This is a genomic window from Variovorax monticola (assembly GCF_051216855.1).
GTDB lineage: Bacteria > Pseudomonadota > Gammaproteobacteria > Burkholderiales > Burkholderiaceae_C > Variovorax.
In genome coordinates this window covers 457,305-478,247 of record NZ_JBPJZP010000008.1, presented here as the reverse complement: position 1 = coordinate 478,247, position 20,943 = coordinate 457,305, and the positions used below count along the sequence as shown (strand labels likewise).

Here is a 20,943-nt window from a genome sequence, read left to right as displayed (position 1 = left end):
CGCGGCGCCGCCTTCTTGCCGGTCTTACCGGTAGGCCGCCAGCTCCTGCCTGGCGATGGCGTTGCGGTGCACCTCGTCGGGGCCGTCCGCCACGCGCAGGTGGCGCTCGTAGGCGTAGAAGTGGGTGAGCAGGGTGTCCTGGCTCAGGCCCATCGCGCCGAAAGCCTGCATGGCCCAGTCGATCACCTTCACGCAGTTGTTGGGCGTGAGCACCTTGATCATCGCGATCTCCTTCGCGGCGACCTTGTTGCCCACGGTGTCCATGCGGTAGGCGGCGTTGAGCACCATCCAGCGCGACTGCTCGATGAGCATGCGCGACTCGGCAATGCGCTCACGCCACACGCCCTGCTCCGACAACGGCTTGTGGAACGCGGTGCGCGACACCAGCCGCTGGCACATCATTTCCAGCGCCGACTCGGCCATGCCGATGGCGCGCATGCAGTGGTGGATGCGGCCCGGGCCGAGGCGGCCCTGCGCAATCTCGAAGCCGCGGCCCTCGCCCAGCAAGATGTTCCCGACCGGCACGCGCACGTTGTCGAACACGATCTCGGGGTGGCCGAACGGCGGGTCGTACATGCCGAGCAGCTGCATGTCGCGCACGATGGTCACGCCGGGCGTGTTCCTGGGCACCAGCACCATCGACTGCTGCTTGTGGCGGTCGGCGTTGTCGGGGTCGGTCTTGCCCATGAGCACGAAGATTTCGCAGCGCTCGTGCATGGCACCGGTGATGTACCACTTGCGCCCGTTGATGACGTACTCGTCGCCTTCGCGCACGATGCTGCAGCGGATGTTGGTGGCGTCGCTGGAGGCCACCTCGGGCTCGGTCATGGCGAACGACGAGCGAATTTCGCCCGCCAGCAGCGGCGTGAGCCAGCGTTCCTGCTGCGCCTTGGTGCCGTAGCGCGCCAGCACTTCCATGTTGCCGGTGTCGGGGGCGGAGCAGTTGAAGATTTCGGCGCACCAGTAGCGCCGGCCCATGATCTCGCACAGCGGCGCGTACTCGACGTTGGTGAGGCCGGGGCCGTGCCCGGCCTCGGGCAGGAACAGGTTCCACAGGCCGCGCTTGCGCGCCTCGGCTTTCAGGCCGGCCATCATCGGCAGCTCGGCATAGGGGTGGCCGGCGCGGGCGTTGGCGGCCAGTTCTTCCTCGCGGCGCTTTTCGTTCGGGTAGACGTGCTCGTCCATGAACTTCAGCAGCTCGTCGCGCAGCGCGATCACCTTGGGTGTGAATTCGAAATGCATGGGTCTCGTCCTTCTTCTTTCAGTGTGCGGTGACGATACGTGGCGCCGCGTCGGGCGTCGGTCGTTCGCGCGACACATGCGGCCTGCGCAGTCCCGCGTAGGACAGCGCCGCTCAATCCCGCACCCTCGTGCTCGGGTACGCGGGCGGCCTCACACTGCCGGCTTGCAAGCAGGCGAGCGCTCAGGAGGAAACCCATGTCACACGACCACCTTCCCATGAAAGAAGACGCCTCACGCGCACCGGGCGGGCTCACGCGGCGTGACGCCGTTCTCGCCGCCGCGGCGGTGGCCGCGCAGGCGGCGCTGTTCGGCTGGCCGGGCACGGGCGGCGCGCAGCCGGCACCGGCGGCTGCGGCGGCTGCAACCACGGGCACCGTCGACGGCGAAGCCATCGCCCGCTTCCTCGCGTTCTCCAAGGCCATCACCGGCCACGACGACATCGACCCCCTCACCTCGGCGCGCATCCGCGAGGCGATGCTGCAGGGCGACGCCGCCTTCGCGCAGCAGGCCGCCTCGCTCGCGGGCCTGGTGCAGCCGGGCATCGCCCCCGAGGCCCTGCTGGGCGCGGCCACCAGCGCCGGCCTGCGCGAAGCGGCGCTGGCCGTGGTCACGGCCTGGTACACGGGCACCGTGGTCGCCGGGCAGAAGACCACCGTGGTGGCCTACGAGCAGGCACTGATGTACCGGCCCGTGGCCGACGCGCTCACGGTACCCACCTACTGCAACGAAGGCCCGATGTGGTGGACCGCCGCGCCGCCCGACGTCGGCGTGCCGACGCCGCAGGAAGCGGCACGGCCCACACAAGACACACATTCCCAATGAAAAAGACAGCATTCGATTCAGATGGCAACGCGACCGCCGACGTGGTCGTCGTCGGCTCCGGCGTGGTCGGCGCGATGATCGCCGACCAGCTCGCGGGCCAGGGCCACGCCGTGCTCATGCTCGAGGCCGGCCCGCGCATCCAGCGCGCGCAGGCGGTGGAGAACTGGCGCAACATGCCCTTCGCCAACCGCGTGGGCTCGGACTTCCAGGGCCTGTTTCCGCAGTCGCCGCTGGCGCCCGCGCCGCTGTACTTTCCGCCCAACGACTACGTCGGCCTCTCGGGGCCCGACGGCAAGGGCTTCCAGCAGGGCTACCTGCGCGTGGTGGGCGGCACCACCTGGCACTGGGCCGCGTCGAGCTGGCGCCACCTGCCGGTGGACCTGCGCATGAAGTCGACCTACGGCGTGGGCCGCGACTGGCCCATCGGCTACGACGAGCTGGAGCCCTTCTACTGCCGCGCCGAAGAACAGATGGGCGTGGCCGGGCCGAACGACCCGGCGCAGCAGTCGCCCTCGGAGCGCAGCAAGCCCTACCCGATGGACATGGTGCCCTGGAGCTACGGCGACAAGCGCTTCGCCGAGGTGGTGAACGCGCACGGCTACCGTTCGGTGCCGATTCCGCAGGGCCGCAGCACGCGGCCATGGAACGGCCGGCCGACCTGCTGCGGCAACAACAACTGCCAGCCGATCTGCCCGATCGGTGCCATGTACAACGGCATCCACCATGTGCAGACGGCGGAGGCCAAAGGCACCACACTGCTGCCCGAGGCCGTGGCCTACCGCATCGACACGGACGCGAACAACCGCATCACCGCGGTGCACTGGTACGACAAGGACAGGAAGTCGCACAAGGCCACGGGCCGCCAGTTCGTGATTGCCTGCAACAGCCTGGAAACGCCGCGCCTGCTGCTGCTGGCGGCCAACGACCGCAACCCCACGGGCATTGCCAACAGCTCCGACCAGGTGGGGCGCAACATGATGGACCACTCGGGCTTTCACTGCACCTTCCTGGCCAACGAGCCGCTGTGGATCGGCCGCGGCCCGGCGCAGAGCAGTTGCCTGGTGGGGCCGCGCGACGGCGCGTTCCGCAGCGAGTACTCGTCGAACAAGATGATCCTGAACAACATCACGCGCGTGGGGCCGGCGACGCAGCAGGCACTCAAGCTCGGGCTGGTGGGCAAGGCGCTGGACGAAGAAATTCGCCGCCGCGCGGCCTTCGGCGTCGACCTGTCGATCAGCCTGGAGCCGCTGCCCGACCCGAACAACCGGCTCACGCTGAGTGCCACGCGCAAAGACCCGCTGGGCCTGGCCTGCCCCGAGATCCACTACGACGTGGGCGACTACGTGCGCAAGGGCGCGGCGGCGGCGCACAAGCAGCTGGCGCACATCGGCAGCCTGTTCGGCGCGACGGAGTTCAACATCACGACCGCGCTGAACGCCAACAACCACATCATGGGCGGCACCATCATGGGCGCCGACCGAAAAGACTCGGTGGTCGACGGCGACTGCCGCACGCATGACCACGACAACCTGTGGCTGCCCGGCGGCGGGCCGATTCCCTCGGCCAGCGTGGTCAACAGCACGCTCACCATGGCGGCGCTGGGCCTGAAGTCGGCCGACGCGATCGGCCGTGCACTGGCGAAGGGTTGAGCGCATGACGAACCTGCGTGCATGGGCGGCGACGCTGCTCGTATTCGGCGCTGTCGTCGGCCAGGGTGCCATGGCGCAGGAGGCGCCGGCCGCGCTAGTCGACAAGGGCCGCCAGCTCGCCATCGCGGCCGACTGCATGGCCTGCCACACCGCGCCCGCCTCGCTCGGCCTGCCGGGTGGCGGCAAGCCCTTCGCGGGCGGCTACGCCATCGAGTCGCCGCTGGGGAGCATCTACGCGACCAACATCACGCCGTCGAAAGCGGCCGGCATCGGCGACTACACCGAGGCCGAGTTCGCACGCGCGCTGCGGCAAGGCGTGCGGCGCGACGGCAGCCACCTGTACCCGGCCATGCCGTACACCTCGTACACGCAACTGAGCGACGAGGACACCGGCGCGCTCTACGCGTACTTCATGCACGGCGTGGCGCCGGTCGACGCAGATGCGGAAAAGACGATGCTGCCCTTCCCCTTCAGCCAGCGCTGGTCGATGGCGATCTGGAACCTGCTGTTCCTGGACGACCGGCGTTTCGTGCCCGACGCCACGAAAAGCGCCGAATGGAACCGCGGCGCCTACCTGGCCGGCGCGCTGGGCCACTGCAGCGCCTGCCACACGCCGCGCAACGCGCTGATGGCCGAGCGCGGCGGCCAGGCCTTCGCGGGCGGCGCGGTCGGGCCCTGGTACGCGCCCAACATCACATCCGACCCGGTGAGCGGCATCGGCGCTTGGAGCGAACAGGAACTGGTGCAGTACCTGCGCACCGGCCGCGTCGAGGGCAAGGCGCAGGCCGCGGGCGGCATGGCCGAAGCCGTGCAGAACAGCCTGCAGCACCTGCCCGAAGCCGACCTGCGCGCGATGGCGGTGTACCTGAAGGGCACGCCGCCGATCCGCGACGCGGCGGACAAGGGTGACAACAGCAAACCCGCGCATGCATGGGGCGCGGCGTCGAGCAGCGAGGCCACGCTGCGCGGCAGCCGGCCGTTCAACAGCGTGGCGCGGCTCACCAGCGGCGAGCAGCTCTACAACGGCTACTGCGCCAGCTGCCACCAGTCGAACGGCGCGGGCAGCCGCAACCAGGCCTACCCGAGCCTGTTCCACAACACGGCCACGGGGCTGGCGAATCCGGCGAACCTGGTGGCGGCCATCCTGTACGGCGTGGACCGGCAGGTGGGCGACACGCACGTGCTGATGCCGCGCTTCGACGCGCTCTCTTACGTCGACCCGCTGACCGACGCGCAGGTTGCCGACATCTCCAACTACGTGCTCGGGCGCTACGGCAACGGCGCGGTGCACGTGAGCGAAGCGGACGTGGCCCTGTCGCGCGCGGGCGGGCCCCGGCCGCTGCTGGCGCAGGTGCAGCCGTACATCCTGCCGGCGATGGGTGTCGGGCTGCTTCTGCTGGCGGGGCTTGCGCGCCTGTGGTGGGTGCGGCGGCGTCGCGGGCCGCGGGTGGCCTGACCCGCACGGGGGCCAGCCCCGGGTCGGCTGGCCGTGGCATGCATCGTGCAAGATCGGCGTCATGCTTCCCCTGTCTCCCGACGCGCTGCGCCAGCGGCTGCGGTCTTTCGCTTCCCGCGCGCAGCCCGTGCGCATTCTTCTGACGCTCGGCAGCCTCATGGCGCTGTGCGGCGCCACCGGCCATCCCGACGCGGTGATTCCGCTGTTCCTGGGCGCCATCGCCAGCGCGCTCGCGGAAACCGACGACAGCTGGCGCGGCCGCCTGCGCGCGCAGCTGGTCACGCTGGCCTGCTTCGGCGCCATCGCGTTCGCGGTGGAGGCGGCCTTCGGCCTGCCGCTGCTGTTCATCGCCGGGCTGGCCCTCGCGGCCTTCGCGCTCACGATGCTGGGCGCGGTGGAGGCGCGCTACAAGGCGATTGCGTACGCCACGCTGATCCTCGCGATGTACGCCACGCTCGGCATCGAAAACATGGCCGCGCATGGCGTGCACGGTGGACTGGCCGCGCGCGGACGCGAGCCCTTGCTGCTGCTGGCGGGCGCCGCCTGGTACGGCGTGTTCTCGGTGCTGTGGTGCGCCGTGTTCCCGGCGCAGCCGGTGCAGGCGCGGCTGGTGTCGCTGTTCACGGTGCTGGGCAACTTCGTGCGCTTCAAGGCGTCGCTGTTCGAGCCGCTGCGCGGCATCGACATCGAGCGCAAGCGGCTCGCGCTCTCGCAGCTCAACGCCGAGGTGGTGACGGAGCTGAACGCGGCCAAGGAAAGCATCTTCCGGCGCATCGGCGCACGCGCGCCGACCGGGCGCCTGTCGCGCTACCGCGGCCTCTATCTCATTGCGCAGGACGTGCACGAGCGCGCCAGCTCCTCGCACGACGACTACAACGCGCTGGCCGACGCCTTCTTCCACAGCGACCTGCTCTACCGCTGCCAGCGGGTGCTGGGCCTGCAGGGGCTGGCGTGCCAGCGGCTGGCCGACTCGATCGCGCGGCGCGAGCCCTTCGACGCGGGCACGGAGACCGTGCAGGCGCTGGCCGACCTGCAGAGCGCCATCGCGCACGAGCGGGCACGCGCGATCGAACATGAACGCGCCGCCCCGCCCGAGCGGCTCGCGCTGCTCGCCTCGGTCGAGGCGCTGGCGCGCAACCTGGCGCTGCTCGACGGGCAGCTGGTGGGCGCCAGCCAGCCTTCGGCACGCGCCGGGCGCACGGAGATGGGCCTGTTCGACCGCTCGCCGCGCTCGTGGCGCGACGCGGCAGAGCGCGTGCGGCGGCAGCTCACCCCGCGCTCGCCGCTTTTCAGGCATGCGCTGCGGCTGTCGATCGCGCTGGTGGTCGGCTATGGCGTGATGCAGGCCATCCACCCCGCGCAGGGCTACTGGATCCTGCTGACCACGCTGTTCGTGTGCCAGCAGAGCTACGGCGACACCATCGCGCGCATGGGCCAGCGCATCACGGGCACCGCGCTGGGCGTGGTGGCGGGCTGGGCGCTGCTGCAGCTGTTTCCGCAGCCGCTGGTGCAGTCGGTGATCGCGGTGGCCGCCGGCGTGGTGTTCTTCGCCACCCGCACCACGCGCTACCTGCTGGCCACCGCGTCCATGACGCTGCTGGTGCTGATGTGTTTCAACCAGGTGGGCGACAGCGGCGTGCTGCTGGTGCCGCGGCTGGTCGACACCGCCATCGGCAGCGCCATCGCGGGCCTGGCCGTGCTGCTGGTGCTGCCGCACTGGCAGGCCAGGCGCATCAACGAGCTGGCGGCCGCCGCGCTGCGCGGTCATGCGGGCTACCTGCGGCAGATCGTCGCGCAGTACCGCACGGGCGCGCGCGACCACCTCGACTACCGGCTGGCGCGGCGCAACGACCACAACGCCGATGCGGCGTTGTCCACCGCGGTGTCGGACATGTTCCGCGAGCCGGGCTTCGTGCGGCCGCGCGCGGGGGTGGCGCTGCGCTTTCTCATCCGCTCGCACACGCTGCTGAGCTATCTCTCGGCCCTGGGCGCCCATCGCTCGGCGCTGCCCGACTCGGCGCAGATGGCGGTGCTGCGCACCGCCGCCGAAGGCGCCATCGCGGCGCTGGAGGGCCTGGCGGCGGGGCTGGACAAGGGCAGCGTGGACAGCCCGGTGGACGCGCAGGCCGAAGCAAGCGCCCGCGCCGCGCTCGTGCAGGCCATTGCCGACAGCGGCACAAGCGGCGCAGGCGGCGACCCGCAGGCGCGAACTTTTCACACGGAACTCGGTCTGATATGGCTGCAGATCGACGCATTGCGCACCCACGCGAGCGAGTGGCTGCAGCCCCCAGGCAGCGACACCCCGACCGCGCCGGCCTGAGCGAACATTCCTGCAATCCGGTCGGTTGAAAAAGGTTGAATTGGCGCAAGGCGGATTTGCCGCCGCGCGCCGGGTAAAATTAACCCTCATGTCCCGCTGGTTTACCGCCACTGTCCTTGCCTTCATGTTGTCCTGCTACGGCTTTGCCGTGCTTGCCCACAGCATGACCGGTGGCGGCCATTCGCAAAGTGACCTGTCCGCGCAGACCGCCCAGGTGCTCGTGAGCAGCGTTTCGCTGTCCGACGCGCCGGACGGCACCGATGCCGACGCGGCCTCGGACGACTCCCTTTCCGTCGACGAAGCCGGCTCCGAACACGCCGAGCTGGTCGACGCACGCAACGACGCGCCCGCGCTGCTGCGCTTCACGGAACAGCTGCCCAAGCTGGGCCTGACCACCACCATCTCGCCGTTCCTCGAACGGCCCAAGCGCCCACCCCGGGCCGCTTACTTCGTCGCCTAGGCCCTGAAAAGCCTTCGCGACCGGGCGCCGCCCTGGCGCCCGCCCCTCGATCCGGGCCTGCCGGCCACACGGCCGTACCCGCATCGACACCACGACACCCCCCATTCGGGCCGCTTGCCATCTGAACGCGTCATTCCGTCCAGCCAGCGCCGGTCCACCCCTCAAGGAATCATCACAATGAACAACAGCCCTACCGCCTTCAACCCCGGCTTCGAGGCCCCCATCGCCTCGGTGCAGGAACGCAACCGCGTGCTGCGCAACACCTACTGGCTGCTCGCCCTCTCGATGGTGCCCACCGTGCTGGGCGCCTGGATCGGCGTGGCGACCGGCTTCTCGCGCGCCATGTCGCCCGGCATCGGCCTGATGGTCTTTCTCGGCGGCGCCTTCGGTTTCATGTACGCCATCGAAAAAACCAAGGAATCGGCTGCCGGCGTGCCGGTGTTGCTGGCCTTCACCTTCTTCATGGGCCTGATGCTGTCGCGCCTGGTCGGCTCGGTGCTGGGCCTGGCCAACGGTGCGAGCCTGGTGATGACGGCGTTCGCCGGCACCGGCGCCATCTTCTTCGGCATGGCCACGCTGTCGTCGGTCATCAAGCGCGACCTGTCGGCCATGGGCAAGTGGCTGTTCATCGGCGCCATCCTGCTGCTGGTGGCGGGCATTGCCAACTTCTTCATCCAGTCGAGCGCACTGATGATGACGCTGTCGGTCGCGGCCATCGGCATCTTCTCGGCCTTCATCCTGCATGACCTGAAGCGCGTGAAGGACGGCCTGGAAACCAACTACATCTCCGCCACGCTGGGCGTGTACCTCAGCATCTACAACGTGTTCCAGTCGCTGCTGGCCCTGCTGGGCCTGGCCGGCGGCCGCGACGAGTAATCCCCACGAAGGAATATTGACATGCGCCTCACCACCAAAGGCCGCTTCGCGGTCACCGCGATGATCGACATCGCCCTGCACGGCCGCTCGGGCCCCGTCACGCTGGCCTCGATCAGCCTGCGCCAGCGCGTGTCGCTGTCGTACCTCGAACTGCTGTTCGGCAAGCTGCGCCGCGCCGACCTGGTCGAGTCGACCCGCGGCCCGGGCGGCGGCTACTCGCTCAGCCGCAAGGCAGCGGACATTTCCGTGGCCGACATCGTGCTGTCGATCGAGGAACACGACATCGACAACCGCCGCCGCGAAGCCGGCGAACCGGGAGAAGCCGGCCGCTGCCAGATCGACGACCTGTGGGCCACCGTGAACCTGCGCGCGGTCGAGTTCCTGAAGTCGATCACGCTGCAGGCGCTGGTCGACGAACAGAAGGCCAAGGGCGTGCAGGCCGCCACGCGGCCCGAGCCCCGCCGCGCCGCGCCGGGCGCGCCCGCGCGCAAGCCCTTCGTCGTCGATGCGCCGAACTCGGTGTTCGCGCTGGGACTGCGGCACCAGCAAGGCGCGGGCTGAGGCCTGCGCGCGCCATGCCGCCCGGGGGCCTCGCGCCCCCCGGCGGGCCTGGAACTGGGTCCGCGTGGCCTTGTCTTCCTCGCTGCCGGCACGAACCGGTGAAGTGAAATGAAGGCCGCCGCTCAGCGCGGCGACCCGATGAATGCAAGGGCGAGCCCCGCGCAACCCGCTGCGGCGGCGCAGACCGCGAGCCACGCAGCGCCGCGCGGGCGGTACGGCAGCAGCAGCGCGACCGGCAACGCGCCGGCCGACAGAAAGCCCAGCCAGGCGACCGCGCCCACCGTGGCGCCCCACGCCGTCATGCAGGGCACTGCCGCTGCCGCCAGCAGCGCGGCGCCGCCGGTGCGCAGCAGCACGCGCCGGCGCGCGGGCACTTCGCGCTGCCGCGTCAGTTGTTCGTGATGCCGGTCCATGGCAAAGCTCAAGCCCGCCATGCCGGCATAGGCGAGCGCAAGGCCGAGCAGCGAGGCGTACACGGTCGTCATGGGGCGGACCTGCGCAGGTGGCGCAGCGCGCCGAGAGCCGCAAGCCCGAAGGCCACCGCGCCCAGCTCGACGCCGGCGCTTTCCCAATCGCTCCGCAGCAGTTGCGCCGGCAGGTGGTCGCCGGTGGTCAGCACGTTCAGCACCGGCAGCAGCAGGCACAGCGCGGCCAATGCGCCGAGCTGCTCGCGCCACGCCTGCGCCGGTCGGCGAAGAAAGGCATGCAGCAGCGACAGCCCCCACAGCGCGAAGAAGGCATACAGCTCCACGCTCGCGCGATGGTCCACACCCACCGGCACCAGCCGGTTGGCCCACAGGTAGCCCACGCAGGCCACGGCCAGCCCCGCGATGGCCGCGACATTCAGCGCCTCCACCAGGCGGTAGACCCGCGCGGTCGCGCCGCCGAATTCGTCCAGGTGCTTGCGCCGCCGCTTGACGATGAACAGCACCGCGCCCGATCCCATCATCGCGGTGCCCGCCAGCCCGCACAGGAAGTACAGCCATTTCATGCCCCAGCCGCCGTAGGTGACCATGTGCAGCCCGCTCATGGCCGACTGCGCGAGCAGCGCCGCGCCGCCGTCGGCCGCGCCCGGCATGCGCACGCGCTGCACCTCGCCGCTGGCGGCCGAGAACAGCGCCATGCCGGTGGTGCCGCTGAGGCGGCGCACGGAGTCGTCTTCGCTGTTCCAGCCATAGACGCCGATGCGCGCGCCCGTGTCGCCCGGGTGGTCGATGACGACCGCGCGCACCGCCTGGCCGGTGAGCTGCTGGCCGCGCGCGGCGAAGGGCTCCAGCGCGGGCACGGCCAGGGCGCGGCCCGTGCGCGCCGGCTTGGCGCCATCGCTCAGCTCCGACGCGAACTGCGCCTGCGCGTCGTGGCCCGTGCCGTAGTGCAGGACCTTCCCGGCCGGCATGAAGGTGGTGCCCGAGATCACGATGCCGGTGTAGGCAATCATGAACTGGAAGGGCAGCGTCAGCACCGCCACCGCGTTGTGCGCGTCCAGCCAGCTGCGCTGGCCCTTCTTCGGCCGGAAGGTGAAGAAGTCCTTGAAGATGCGCTTGTGCGTGATGACGCCCGACACCAGCGCCACCAGCATCGCCATGGCGGCGATGCCCACGATCCACAGGCCGACGGTGCCGGCGTGCAGCTCGTAGTGGAAGTCGACGAAGTGGTGCCCGCCGAGCGTGGCGCGTGCCGCGTGACCGGACTGCACCGCCAGGGGCCGGCCGGTGGCCGGGTCGAGCGCGGCCGACGCGTACTGGTTGTTCGCATCGAACCAGAACACATTGAGCTCGCCGCCGCCGCCGGCGTCGGAAGGCCACAGCTCCCACATCCGCGCGCCCGGATGGTGCTCGGCCATGTAGGCCAGGCCCCAGGCCAGGCGCTGCGCGCGGTCGGCCGCGGGCGCGGTCTTCGATGCCGCCTTGGCCACCTCGGCGGCTTCCTCGGCGTGGTGCTCCGGCGTCATCCAGTGGGTGATGGGGTCGTCGAACACCGCGAGCGTGCCGGTGAGGAACACCGCGAACAGCAGCCACGAGAACCACAGCCCGCACCAGGTGTGCAGCCAGGCCTGGGCCTGGCGGAAGCCGCCCTGTGTCCTGGTCATGGGCTCACCCCGCCCGGCATGCCGCGCAATGCCCAGCCCAGGCCGGCGAGCACCACGGCCGGCAGCAGCAGCCCCAACCACACGCGCAGCAACGACACGGGCGAGAACGCCCAGATCACCGCGGCAGTGCAGACCACGAAGCTGAGCTGCATGCCACCGATGACGGCTTCGGCGCGGCCGGCCGGCAGCACGGCGGCAAAAAAGACGGCCGCCGCGGCAGCCAGCGCATAGCCGCCGAACACGGCAGCCGCGACGCGGCCCCACAGCAACAGCCCAGCGGGAATGGAGGAAAGACGGGAGTTCATCGTGAAAAGAAAACGGGGTGCAGAAGTGCACCCCTTCCTCACATGACAAGCGAGAACGGAAAAAGGGTCATGCCGGGCAAAAGAAAGCGCCTTTTCCGCCTCTTTCCGTCAGAACTTGTAGCTCAGCGTGGCCACCGCATTGCGCGGCGTGCCGAAGAAGGCCTGCCCGTCGACGTTGCTGTAGTACTTCTTGTCGAGGAGGTTTTCGATGTTGAGCTGCAGCGACAGCTTGGGCGTGAACGCATAGCGCGCCATCAGGCTCACGACCGCGAACGAGCCCTGCTGGTAGCGCATGTCGACGTTGCCCACGGTGTATGCGGAGTACATGCGGTTCTGCCAGTTGACCCCGCCACCCACGGTGAGCCGCTGCCAGCTGCCCGGCAGCCGATAGGTGGTGAACAGCGTGGCCTGGGTGGTCGGCATGGCGGTGTTGATGCGCGCGCCCTCGCCGTCGCGCGCCAGGGTGCGCGCAATGCCCGCGCTCATCTGCCAGCCGGGGGCCAGCTCGCCCGACACCTGCAGCTCGATGCCCTTGCTGACGACGCCGCGCGCGCCGTAGTAGGCGCCGTCGCTCGAGTTGGGCACCAGCTTCGTGCCGTCGCGCTGGGCCACGTTCTCCTGCGCGGTGCGGAACACCGCGACCGAGGTGTTGAGCTTGCCGCCCAGGTGCTCGCCCTTCACGCCCACCTCGTAGCTCTTGCCGGTGACGGGGTCGAGGTAGGCGCCGCTCGTGTCGCGGTAGTTCTGCGGCTGGAAGATGTCGGTGTAGCTCGCATAGACCGAGTAGTTCTCGCTCAGGTCGTACACCAGGCCCGCATAGGGCGTGAACACCTCGTGGCGGCGCGTGGCGCTGTCGCTCGCGGTCTGGCGGGTCGAGCGCCAGCTGTTCTGCCGGCCGCCCACGATCAGCTTGAGCGAATCGGCCAGCGACAGGCGCGCGGCGCCGTAGTAGCCGGTCTGCCGCGTCTTGGTGACGGCGGACACATTCAGCGCGCCCCAGGTCGGCTCGGGGTACGAACCGTTCCATTCGTAGAAGTTGCCGGTGCCGGGCAGCGCGCTGGTGCGCGGATGGTTGGCCTCCACGTAGCGCGACTGGCTGTTGGTCAGGCCCACCACCAGCTCGTGCTTGCGGCCCAGCAGCTCGAAGGGGCCGGTCGCCTGCAGGTCGAGGCTGTTCTGGCGGAATTCATGTTCGAAGTAGCCCGGCAGCGAGCGCAGCCCGGTGCCTGCAAGGCGGTCGAGGCCGCCGAAGAGGTACAGCAGCTTGGCGTTCTGCTTGCTCTCGCGGTGCGACGCGTTGGCCTTGAGCTTCCAGCCGTTGTCCAGGCGGTGCGTGAGGTTCGCGAAGGCCGTGGTCGTCGTGGTGTCCCAGTGAGTCCAGGGCGTGCCGATGGTCTTGCCCGTGTCCCAGTTCGCGACGGTGCCGTCGCTGAAGGTCAGCGGCAGGCCGCCCCAGGTCGACGAGGTCGGCCGGTTGGCCTGCGAGTCGATGCCCACGCTCAGGGTGGTGTCGGGCGTGAGGTCGGCGTCGACCACGCCGTACAGCACATGCTTGCGCCCGTGGTACATGTCGATGAAAGAGTCGCGGTCCTCCGTCATGCCGATGATGCGGGCGCGCACGCGGCCGTCTTCGGTCAGCGGCGCCTGCAGGTCGAGCGTGGCGCGGCGCAGGTTCCACGAGCCCAGCGCCAGCGACGCGCTGCCGGCGAACACCTTGCTGTCGGCATGCTTGCGCACCAGGTTGACCGAGGCCGACGGGTTGCCCGCGCCGGTCAGCAGGCCGGTGGAGCCGCGCACGACCTCGATGCGGTCGTACAGCACCGGGTCGTTGTTGGAGGCGCCGAAGAAGTCGGTGGTGACGGTGGTGGGCACGCCGTCGTACTGGTAGTTGTCGATGTAGAAGCCGCGCGCGTACAGGTCGGTGCGGTCGCTGTCGGAGCTCACGGCGAACACGCCCGGCACGCTCTTCATGGCCTGGCCGAGCGACAGCAGGTTCTGGTCGTCGATCTGCTGGCGCGTGAGCACGGTCACCGACTGCGGCGTGTCGCGCAGCGACAGCGACAGCCCCGTGGCCGCGGCCGTGGCGGACGTGGTGTACGCGCCGGTGCCTTCGGTGGTGCCGCTGCGATCGGCTTCGGCCACCACGGTGACGGGCAGCAGCGTGTCGACGCCGGGCTGGGCGGCGGTGCCCGCGTTCGCCTCGCGGCGGCTCAGCGTGTAGTTGCCGTCGGTGCGCGCCACCACCTGCAGGCCGCTGCCGGCAAGCAGGCGCTCGATGACTTCGCGCGCGGTGTAGCGCCCCGCAACGGCCGGGCTGCTGCGCCCCTGCGTCAGCGCGGGGTCGAACGACAGCGCAATGCCGCTGCCGACGGCAAAGGCAGCCAGCGTGCGACCGAGCGGGCCGGCGGGAATGTCGCAGGCGCGGGCGCTGGCAGCGTCCAGCGACACCGCACCGGCCGCGAAGGCGGGCAACCCCGCGCCGGCCAGCCCGCCGAGAGCGAGCACCATCAGGGCATGGCGAAGGGCGTTGTTCAGGCGGCGCTCTGCGGGCGGGCGCGGAGCAAACGGACGGCGGGATGCGGACATGGAAACGAGCCTTTCGGTTGGGCAACGGTGAGTTCTTCACCTTCCTTGCCAGCCGAAACGAAAAAAAGTCTCACCCCTTGGCGGAAAAATTTTTCATGGCCCCTGTCGCCTCGCCCGCGTCGAGGCGAGGCACCAGCGTGACCCAGTACCCGCGCAGCCGCGTCACCGCATCCACCGGGTAGGTCGACACCAGCATGCGCAGCACGCGGTCGGTGTCGTCGATGGGGAACGCACCCGAAATGCGAAGGTTGCCCACGGCCGCGTCGCACTGCAGCGCGCCCGGCCGGTAGCGCGAGAGTTCGACGGCAAACTCGGCCAGGCGCATGCCGTCGGCCTGCAACATGCCTTGCGCCCAGGCCACGCCGGCTTCGTCCGCCGGGGTGAAGGGCTCGATGCCGTCGGCCTTGAAGCGGGCCTGCTGTCCGGTGGGGAGCACGCGCGATGCGGCCGCGCGCGGCGCGATGCGCACCGCGCCTTCGAGCACCGCGATGCGGGTGGCACCGTCTTCCTTGCGCACGCTGAAGCGGGTGCCCAGCGCCTGCATGGTGCCGTGGCCGGTCGCCACGCGAAACGGCCGATGCGCCGTGCCGGTGTCGGGCGCGGTGGCGATCAGGATCTCGCCCGCGTGCAGCATGACCAGGCGCTGCGCCCCGTCGAAGCGCACGTCGATCGCGCTGGCGGTGTTCAGCACCAGGCGGCTGCCGTCGGCCAGGCGCAGTTCGCGGCGCTCGCCGGTGGCGGTGCGGTGCTCGGCCGTCCAGCCGCGTTCGCTGGCCAGTTGCCAGCCCAGCCAGCCGGCGGGCACGGCCGCCAGCAGCGCGGCCAGCCGGCCGACGGCCGCGCGGCGTCCGCCGTCGCGCGCAGAGAGAGATGGCCGCGTGAGCGAAGGCATCGCCAGCGCCGAGGGCAGGCCGCCGAGCTTGTTCATCAGCAGCTCGGCGCGCGCCCAGGCGCGGGCGTGGTCGGGATGGCTCAGGCGCCAGTGCGCGCACGCGCGACGGTCGGCCTCGGTCACCGTGCTGTCGTGCAGGCGCATCAGCCACTCTGCAGCCTCGTCGAGCACGCGGGAGGCGATGGCGGACGACGGCGCACCCAGCATGCTCGACGAGGCCGAAGGCTTCACGGCGCTCACTCCATCAACGCCAGGCAGCCGCGAAAGCCCTGCTGCATGTAGCGCTTGACGGTGGCCAGCGACACGCCGAGCTCGCGCGCGATGTCCTCGTACTTCATGCCGTCGAGCTGCGACAGCAGGAAGGCGCGCCGCGCGAGCGGCTTGAGGGCGTCGAGCATGGCGTCGATCTCGTGCAGCGTCTGCAGGATGAGCAGGCGCTGCTCCGGCGAAGGCGCCTCGGGCTCGGGCATGAGGGCCAGCGCCTCCAGATAGGCCCGCTCCAGCGCCTGGCGCTGGTACCAGTTCACCAGGATGTTCTTGGCCACGCTCGTGAGGTAGGCGCGCGGCTGCGCGATGACCTCGGGGTTGCGCGCGGTGAGCAGGCGGGCGAAGGTGTCCTGCGCCAGGTCGGCTGCGTCGAACGAATTGCCGAGCTTCTTGCGCAGCCACGACTGGAGCCAGCCGTGGTGGTCGCTATAGAGGGTGTGGACTTGCTGGAAGGCAGCTTCGGCGGACATCGTTCGGCAAGGTGCGGGCGCAGCGGCGGGGCCACCGCGTACAAATAAGAATTATTCTCATTGTAGACAAAAGCTTTCGCCCTTTTGCCCCGCATCGAACGGTGCGGCTCCGTGCCCACCTGGGGCAAAGCGTCAAGGCGCCACGTGGGTGTGGAAGATCTTGCTGATCACCGTCCATTGGCCTTCGACCTTCAGAAGGTGGAAGAAGTCGGTGAAGCAGAAGCCCGAGACGTCGTTGGTGTCGATGCGCGCGCTGGCTGCGGTGCCCACGATGTCGACTCTGACGATGGCGCCTTGGGCTTCGGGCGACGGGCGGAATCCGCTGTCGATGCCGTCGAACAAAGCCTGGATCGCGCCGCCGGTCAGCTTGCCCTCGCCATCGACGCTGAACATCGTCGCCTTGTCGTTGAAGGCGGGCTTCATGATGCTGCTACTGGCCTGCTTGCAGCCTTCGTTGTACTTGTTCAGCACTTCGACAATGGCCTGGTACTCCGGCACGTAGGTGGGTTTGTTCATGGTGTCACTCCTGGTGGTTGAAAAGAGTCGTCAGAAAAAGCCGGCCGCTGTCGGCCGGCATGGGCGTCAGACCGTGCAGCCGTCCGCAACGGCTTCTTCGGTCGAGACCCAGGGCCCCAACTGGCGAAGCTTGTCTTCGCGATGGTCCAGCCACCAACCGGCCTGGATGTTCCAGTCGGCATGCGCTGCGTCCGCGCGGGCCGCCCCCAGCGTGTGCTGCGCATGCAGCGGAAAGTGCGGATCGCGCAGCGCTGCATGGCCGAGCGCGACCAGGTCGGCTTGGCCCGACGCGATGACCTCTTCGGCCTGGCGCGGATCGGTGATCATTCCCACGGCCATGGTGCCGATGCGCGCCTCGCGGCGGATCTGCGCAGCGAAAGGCACCTGGAAGCCGTATCCGCTGGGGTACTCGAAAACACCGAAGCCGCCCGACGAGCAATCGACGACATCGACGCCGACCGCCTTCAAGGCCTTGGCGAAGGCCACGCTGTCGTCGATCGTCCAGCCGCTGCGGCTGCCATCGACCGCCGACACGCGCACGAACAGCGGCTTGTCCTGCGGCCAGACTTCGCGCACCTCGCGCGCGATCTCCAATGGCAGGCGGATGCGGTTCTCGAAGCTGCCGCCGTAGTGGTCGCTGCGGTCGTTGGTCAGCGGCGAAAGAAATGCGTTGAGCAGGAAACCGTGCGCGCAGTGCAGTTCCAGCACGTCGAACCCTGCCTGCAAGGCGCGCCGCGCCGCGGCGACGAAATCTGCACGCACCTTCGCGATGCCCTCCGCATCCAGGGCCTCGGGCACCAGCCAGCCCTTGGCCGCCGGCTGCGCGCTCGGCGACACCACCGGCCAGGGGTGCTCGCCACGCGCGGCATCACGCTCGTCGAGCGGGCCATTGCCTTCGAAGGCGCGCTGGATGCTGGCCTTGGGCCCGGCGTGCGCCAGCTGGATGCCCGGTGTTGCACCGTAGGCCTTGGCGAAGGCGGCGATGCGCGACAGGCCTTCGATGTGGGCGTCATCCCACAGGCCCAGGTCGCCGTGGGTGATGCGGCCTTCGGGCGACACCGCGGTGGCCTCGATCATCAGCAGGCCGAACCCGCCGAGGGCAAAGCGACCGTAGTGGGCGCGGTGATAGTCGTTGACGTGGCCGTCGGTCGCCGTGTATTGGCACATCGGACTGAGGGCGAAGCGGTTGCGCAGGGTCACGCCGCGCAAGGTCAAGGCTTCAAAAAGTTTGCTCATGGTTTCGTAGCTTCAGGATGGATCGATGGATGGATGGGTTCATGCGTGCAGGTCAGTCGTTATATAGCAAGCACTACAGAACACGTATTGTATAGTGGGTGCTACAGATATCGTCATCCCATCCGAAATTTCCAGACAGGAACATCCATGTCGAATGACAGATCGCTCGCAGAGCTGCCTCAGAACAAGGGGGGGCGCCCTCGCGGCTTCGACCGCGACCAGGCGCTGACGCGCGCGCTGGATGTGTTCTGGCGCAGGGGCTACGAACTGGCGCCGGTGGCCGAGTTGTGTTCCGCGATGGGGATCAATCCACCCAGCCTCTATGCCGCATTCGGAAACAAGTCGAAGCTGTTCCTGGAAGCGGTGGACTTCTATGAACATCGCTACTGGGATGCGACCTGGGAGGCTCTGGAGGTCGAACCCGACATTCATCAGGCCGTGGCGAATTTCTTCGATGCCTCCGCGCGCATCCTGTTGTCGCCGCAGGCGCCTTGCGGTTGCCTCGTCGCGCTGGCTGCCGTCAGCGTCTCCGACGCATCGGTCGAAGTCAGGGAGGCCATCGACGCATTGCGCCGGGAAGGCAAGGCGCTGTTCGTCAAGCGCCTCAAGCGCGCTGTGAAGGAGGGTCAACTTCCTGCGCAGACAGAACTGAAGTCGTTGGCGGGTGCGCTCAACACCATGCTCGAAGGCCTGTCGATTCAAGCGCGCGACGGACTGAGCGTGCCTGAAATGAGGCGCCTCGCGGCGCACGCGGTGCGCTTGCTGCCGACCCTCCCGGAGAACACACCTTGATCGCAGAGCTCAAGACTTTCATTGCCGTCTGCAAGCACGGCACCTTCGCGGCGGCCGCCGACCGGATCGGCCTGACCCAGTCCGCGGTCAGCAGCCAGATCAAGCGGCTCGAGGGGTCGCTGGGGTTCGAGCTTTTCGACCGCACCGGCCGCTCTGCCACGTTGAATGCATCGGGGCAGACAACGCTTTCGCGCGCCGAGGAAATTTGCGCGCTCTACGCGAAGCTGGGCGATGTGTCCGACGACAGTTCGACGCGGGGTCTCTTGCGAATCGGCGCCATCGCTTCGACGCAGCCGACACTGCTCGCCCGTGCGCTCGGACGCCTGCGCGCCGCTTACCCCATGGTGCGCGTGCACGTGTCGCCTGGCGTTTCCATGCGATTGATGGACGACCTGGATGCCGGCAAGATCGATGCCGCGGTGATCATCAGGCCGCCATTCGGCTTGCTTCCCGAGTTGACCTGGACCGCACTGGTGCACGAACCCTTCGTCCTTGTCGTGCCGGACTCGATCAAGGGAAGAAACTGGCGCGAACTGGTTCAGGCGCAACCTTTCCTGCGGTACGACCGCGCCTCGTTCGGTGGCCGGATGGTCGAAGGTTTTCTTCGTCGCGAGGGACTTGTCGTCAACGAAGCCATCGAGGTCGACGAGATTTCCGGGCTCGTGCATCTGGCCTCGAAGGGCTTGGGCGTAGCGCTCATCCCGATGGTCGAGGCGCACCTTCCATTGCCGCCGAACCTGCGCGTGATCTCGCTCGGCGAGGCGACTTTTTACCGGGAGATCGGCCTGCTGCAGCGCAAGCCGCGCGCGACGCCTCCCATCGTCGCGCAGTTCGCCCAGTGCCTTCGGGAGGCCAGCGAGGAACAAGCACGGCCGGCAACTTCGTCGACCGGCGGCGGCGCGAGAACAACGCGCAAAGTGCGGGTGGCTGCGAAACGTTGAGCTCATCGGCAGCACCGGCGCGCGCAGGCACACCGGGTCGACGCTCACTACCGCGCCTCGTACTCTTCCATCGGCTTGTCGGTCGGATTCGCCCAGGCTGCCTTGGTCATCTCGGTCGCAGGCAGTCCGACGATCGCGTTTTGAGGCGGGATCGGCTTCATGAACCATTTGTCATAGATGCGGGCGACCTCGCCGCTTCTGGCCATCGCCACGATGCTCTGGTCGACGGCTTTCTTGAAAGCCGCATCGCCCCTGGGCAGCATGATTGCAATGGGCTCGGTGCTCAGGACCTGGTCGAGCAACTTGTATCGAGCGGGTTCCTTGCTCTTCGAGATCAGCGTGGCAAGGATCTGTCCATCGGCGACAAAGGCGTCGGCACGGCCGGTCTCCAGCAAGAGAAAGCCCTCGCTGTTGTCCTTGGCCATCACTTCGGTCGCTTCGCTCTTGAGCTTTCGCAGCAGCTGGACGGAAGTGCTTCCGGTCGTGGCGGCCACTGTCTTGCCCGCAAGCTGAGCCGTCGACTTGATCGGCGCACCGGCCTTGACCGCAATGCGAACCCCCTCGACATAGAGCGTGGGCGCGAAGGCCACATCTTTTTGGCGCGCGGCGTTGTTCGTCGTCGTGCCGCATTCGATGTCGACCGTTCCGTTCTGGACAAGCGGTATGCGGTTTTGTGGCGTCACCAGCTGGTAGCGCACTTCCAGCTTGTCGAGCTGCGCCGACTTCCTGATGTCGGCAATGACGCGCTCGCAGATTTCGACATGGAAGCCGGTGTACTTGCCCGGCCCCGTGGTGAACGACATTGCGCCGGAACCATCGCGCACGCCCATCGTGATCACGCCCGAGTCCTTGATCTTCTTCAGGGTGTCCGTCTGGGCGGCAGCAGAGCCTGCGAATATCACCAAAGCGCCGGCCACGGCCGCGTTGACCAGGGTTCGAGTCTTCATGATGGCCCTCATTTCGCGAAGAGCGAGCTCAGGTCCGCGAAAGACTTCATCTCGATGGCATTGCCCGAGGGGTCGAGGAAGAACATCGTGGCCTGTTCACCCGGTTCGCCCTTGAACCGGATGTAGGGCTCGATCACGAACTCGGTCTTCCGCGCGACCAGCTTGTCGGCCATGGCCTGCCACCTGTCCATGGGCACGATCGCGCCGAAATGGCGAACCGGCACCTGATGGCCGTCGACGGCACTGCTGGTCTTGTGACCGCATTCATCGGGTGCCAGGTGCGCGACGATCTGGTGACCGTAGAAGTCGAAGTCGACCCACTCCGGCGCGCTCCGGCCTTCAGGGCAGCCCAGCAGTTCGCCGTAGAAGGCGCGAGCTTCGGCAATATCGCGCACGGGAAAAGCGAGATGGAATGGGATGCGTTGAGCTGCTTCTGTCATGGCGTCTCGTGGGGTTCAAGTTGTGATGGCGCAACTTTAAGAACGAAAGCACATAACCGAAAACGCTATATTTCTT

Annotated in this window: 20 protein-coding genes; 9 read left to right on the top strand and 11 right to left on the bottom strand. The window is 68.6% G+C overall.

What is annotated here, in order from left to right; translation table 11 throughout:
- Positions 1 to 24: 24 nt before the first annotated feature.
- Complete coding sequence (locus ACSFA5_RS29000; protein WP_435447496.1) at positions 25 to 1,242, bottom strand: acyl-CoA dehydrogenase family protein; 1,218 nt, start codon at positions 1,240 to 1,242, stop codon at positions 25 to 27.
- Between the two features lie 216 nt (positions 1,243 to 1,458).
- On the opposite strand from ACSFA5_RS29000, the gene ACSFA5_RS28995 reads away from it, so the two are divergent.
- The 7 genes from ACSFA5_RS28995 (at position 1,459) to ACSFA5_RS28965 (ending at position 9,386) form a co-directional block, all read left to right on the top strand.
- A complete protein-coding gene (locus ACSFA5_RS28995; RefSeq protein WP_435447495.1) occupies positions 1,459 to 2,064 on the top strand; it encodes a sugar dehydrogenase complex small subunit in 606 nt (201 codons plus the stop codon).
- Positions 2,061 to 3,713 carry a GMC family oxidoreductase gene (locus ACSFA5_RS28990; protein WP_435447494.1) on the top strand — a complete coding sequence of 551 codons (1,653 nt, stop codon included), beginning with the start codon at positions 2,061 to 2,063 and terminating at the stop codon, positions 3,711 to 3,713. Before ACSFA5_RS28995 ends, ACSFA5_RS28990 begins: the two co-directional genes overlap by 4 nt.
- Before the next feature lie 4 nt (positions 3,714 to 3,717).
- The gene (locus ACSFA5_RS28985) at positions 3,718 to 5,169 is read left to right on the top strand and encodes a c-type cytochrome (RefSeq protein WP_435447493.1); all 1,452 of its coding nucleotides are present in this window, start codon (positions 3,718 to 3,720) and stop codon (positions 5,167 to 5,169) included.
- Between the two features lie 61 nt (positions 5,170 to 5,230).
- A complete protein-coding gene (yccS, locus tag ACSFA5_RS28980; protein WP_435447492.1) occupies positions 5,231 to 7,489 on the top strand; it encodes a YccS family putative transporter in 2,259 nt (752 codons plus the stop codon).
- Between the two features lie 88 nt (positions 7,490 to 7,577).
- Positions 7,578 to 7,949, top strand: coding sequence for a hypothetical protein (locus tag ACSFA5_RS28975; RefSeq protein WP_435447491.1), 372 nt, complete (start codon positions 7,578 to 7,580; stop codon positions 7,947 to 7,949).
- A 177-nt stretch (positions 7,950 to 8,126) separates the two neighbouring features.
- Complete coding sequence (locus ACSFA5_RS28970) at positions 8,127 to 8,825, top strand: Bax inhibitor-1/YccA family protein (protein WP_435447490.1); 699 nt, start codon at positions 8,127 to 8,129, stop codon at positions 8,823 to 8,825.
- A gap of 21 nt (positions 8,826 to 8,846) precedes the next feature.
- Complete coding sequence (locus ACSFA5_RS28965) at positions 8,847 to 9,386, top strand: Rrf2 family transcriptional regulator (protein WP_435447489.1); 540 nt, start codon at positions 8,847 to 8,849, stop codon at positions 9,384 to 9,386.
- A gap of 122 nt (positions 9,387 to 9,508) precedes the next feature.
- Here the strand turns inward: ACSFA5_RS28965 and ACSFA5_RS28960 are convergent, their stop codons facing one another.
- From ACSFA5_RS28960 to ACSFA5_RS28925, 8 genes are all read right to left on the bottom strand, one after another.
- Positions 9,509 to 9,871, bottom strand: a complete 363-nt coding sequence (locus ACSFA5_RS28960) for a DUF3325 domain-containing protein (protein WP_435447487.1) — start codon at positions 9,869 to 9,871, stop codon at positions 9,509 to 9,511.
- Positions 9,868 to 11,475, bottom strand: a complete 1,608-nt coding sequence (locus tag ACSFA5_RS28955; RefSeq protein WP_435447486.1) for a PepSY-associated TM helix domain-containing protein — start codon at positions 11,473 to 11,475, stop codon at positions 9,868 to 9,870. The genes ACSFA5_RS28960 and ACSFA5_RS28955 overlap by 4 nt, the downstream gene beginning before the upstream one ends.
- Positions 11,472 to 11,780, bottom strand: coding sequence for a DUF3649 domain-containing protein (locus ACSFA5_RS28950; protein ID WP_435447485.1), 309 nt, complete (start codon positions 11,778 to 11,780; stop codon positions 11,472 to 11,474). The genes ACSFA5_RS28955 and ACSFA5_RS28950 overlap by 4 nt, the downstream gene beginning before the upstream one ends.
- 108 nt (positions 11,781 to 11,888) lie before the next feature.
- The gene (gene fhuE / locus ACSFA5_RS28945) at positions 11,889 to 14,366 is read right to left on the bottom strand and encodes a ferric-rhodotorulic acid/ferric-coprogen receptor FhuE (protein ID WP_435447484.1); all 2,478 of its coding nucleotides are present in this window, start codon (positions 14,364 to 14,366) and stop codon (positions 11,889 to 11,891) included.
- Between the two features lie 70 nt (positions 14,367 to 14,436).
- On the bottom strand, positions 14,437 to 15,489 hold the full coding sequence (locus ACSFA5_RS28940) for a FecR domain-containing protein (protein ID WP_435447483.1): 1,053 nt from the start codon (positions 15,487 to 15,489) through the stop codon (positions 14,437 to 14,439).
- A 5-nt stretch (positions 15,490 to 15,494) separates the two neighbouring features.
- Positions 15,495 to 15,995 carry a sigma-70 family RNA polymerase sigma factor gene (locus ACSFA5_RS28935; RefSeq protein WP_435447482.1) on the bottom strand — a complete coding sequence of 167 codons (501 nt, stop codon included), beginning with the start codon at positions 15,993 to 15,995 and terminating at the stop codon, positions 15,495 to 15,497.
- A 132-nt stretch (positions 15,996 to 16,127) separates the two neighbouring features.
- On the bottom strand, positions 16,128 to 16,511 hold the full coding sequence (locus ACSFA5_RS28930; RefSeq protein WP_435447481.1) for a nuclear transport factor 2 family protein: 384 nt from the start codon (positions 16,509 to 16,511) through the stop codon (positions 16,128 to 16,130).
- Positions 16,512 to 16,577: 66 nt separating this feature from the next.
- On the bottom strand, positions 16,578 to 17,747 hold the full coding sequence (locus ACSFA5_RS28925; RefSeq protein ID WP_435447480.1) for an NADH:flavin oxidoreductase/NADH oxidase: 1,170 nt from the start codon (positions 17,745 to 17,747) through the stop codon (positions 16,578 to 16,580).
- A gap of 147 nt (positions 17,748 to 17,894) precedes the next feature.
- Between ACSFA5_RS28925 and ACSFA5_RS28920 the strand changes: the two genes are divergently transcribed.
- Both ACSFA5_RS28920 and ACSFA5_RS28915 read left to right on the top strand, forming a co-directional pair.
- Positions 17,895 to 18,539, top strand: a complete 645-nt coding sequence (locus ACSFA5_RS28920; RefSeq protein ID WP_435447479.1) for a TetR/AcrR family transcriptional regulator — start codon at positions 17,895 to 17,897, stop codon at positions 18,537 to 18,539.
- Positions 18,536 to 19,480, top strand: coding sequence for a LysR family transcriptional regulator (locus ACSFA5_RS28915; protein ID WP_435447478.1), 945 nt, complete (start codon positions 18,536 to 18,538; stop codon positions 19,478 to 19,480). The genes ACSFA5_RS28920 and ACSFA5_RS28915 overlap by 4 nt, the downstream gene beginning before the upstream one ends.
- Positions 19,481 to 19,527: 47 nt before the next feature.
- Here ACSFA5_RS28915 and ACSFA5_RS28910 read toward each other — a convergent pair whose 3' ends face one another.
- A complete protein-coding gene (locus ACSFA5_RS28910; RefSeq protein WP_435447588.1) occupies positions 19,528 to 20,427 on the bottom strand; it encodes an amino acid ABC transporter substrate-binding protein in 900 nt (299 codons plus the stop codon).
- 8 nt (positions 20,428 to 20,435) lie between these two features.
- The gene (locus ACSFA5_RS28905) at positions 20,436 to 20,867 is read right to left on the bottom strand and encodes a VOC family protein (RefSeq protein WP_435447477.1); all 432 of its coding nucleotides are present in this window, start codon (positions 20,865 to 20,867) and stop codon (positions 20,436 to 20,438) included.
- Between the last annotated feature and the right edge of the window lie 76 nt (positions 20,868 to 20,943).

What these genes read in the sequence shown, in the direction of transcription:
- ACSFA5_RS28955 (WP_435447486.1), bottom strand. Translation starts at nt 11,475, where the DNA reads ATGACCAGGACACAGGGCGGCTTCCGCCAGGCCCAGGCCTGGCTGCAC.
- ACSFA5_RS28905 (WP_435447477.1), bottom strand. Translation starts at nt 20,867, where the DNA reads ATGACAGAAGCAGCTCAACGCATCCCATTCCATCTCGCTTTTCCCGTG.
- ACSFA5_RS28935 (WP_435447482.1), bottom strand. Translation starts at nt 15,995, where the DNA reads ATGTCCGCCGAAGCTGCCTTCCAGCAAGTCCACACCCTCTATAGCGAC.
- ACSFA5_RS28970 (WP_435447490.1), top strand. Translation starts at nt 8,127, where the DNA reads ATGAACAACAGCCCTACCGCCTTCAACCCCGGCTTCGAGGCCCCCATC.
- ACSFA5_RS28995 (WP_435447495.1), top strand. Translation starts at nt 1,459, where the DNA reads ATGAAAGAAGACGCCTCACGCGCACCGGGCGGGCTCACGCGGCGTGAC.
- ACSFA5_RS28925 (WP_435447480.1), bottom strand. Translation starts at nt 17,747, where the DNA reads ATGAGCAAACTTTTTGAAGCCTTGACCTTGCGCGGCGTGACCCTGCGC.
- ACSFA5_RS29000 (WP_435447496.1), bottom strand. Translation starts at nt 1,242, where the DNA reads ATGCATTTCGAATTCACACCCAAGGTGATCGCGCTGCGCGACGAGCTG.
- ACSFA5_RS28910 (WP_435447588.1), bottom strand. Translation starts at nt 20,427, where the DNA reads ATGAAGACTCGAACCCTGGTCAACGCGGCCGTGGCCGGCGCTTTGGTG.
- ACSFA5_RS28920 (WP_435447479.1), top strand. Translation starts at nt 17,895, where the DNA reads ATGTCGAATGACAGATCGCTCGCAGAGCTGCCTCAGAACAAGGGGGGG.
- ACSFA5_RS28990 (WP_435447494.1), top strand. Translation starts at nt 2,061, where the DNA reads ATGAAAAAGACAGCATTCGATTCAGATGGCAACGCGACCGCCGACGTG.
- ACSFA5_RS28975 (WP_435447491.1), top strand. Translation starts at nt 7,578, where the DNA reads ATGTCCCGCTGGTTTACCGCCACTGTCCTTGCCTTCATGTTGTCCTGC.
- ACSFA5_RS28985 (WP_435447493.1), top strand. Translation starts at nt 3,718, where the DNA reads ATGACGAACCTGCGTGCATGGGCGGCGACGCTGCTCGTATTCGGCGCT.
- yccS (WP_435447492.1), top strand. Translation starts at nt 5,231, where the DNA reads ATGCTTCCCCTGTCTCCCGACGCGCTGCGCCAGCGGCTGCGGTCTTTC.
- ACSFA5_RS28950 (WP_435447485.1), bottom strand. Translation starts at nt 11,780, where the DNA reads ATGAACTCCCGTCTTTCCTCCATTCCCGCTGGGCTGTTGCTGTGGGGC.
- fhuE (WP_435447484.1), bottom strand. Translation starts at nt 14,366, where the DNA reads ATGTCCGCATCCCGCCGTCCGTTTGCTCCGCGCCCGCCCGCAGAGCGC.
- ACSFA5_RS28930 (WP_435447481.1), bottom strand. Translation starts at nt 16,511, where the DNA reads ATGAACAAACCCACCTACGTGCCGGAGTACCAGGCCATTGTCGAAGTG.
- ACSFA5_RS28965 (WP_435447489.1), top strand. Translation starts at nt 8,847, where the DNA reads ATGCGCCTCACCACCAAAGGCCGCTTCGCGGTCACCGCGATGATCGAC.
- ACSFA5_RS28960 (WP_435447487.1), bottom strand. Translation starts at nt 9,871, where the DNA reads ATGACGACCGTGTACGCCTCGCTGCTCGGCCTTGCGCTCGCCTATGCC.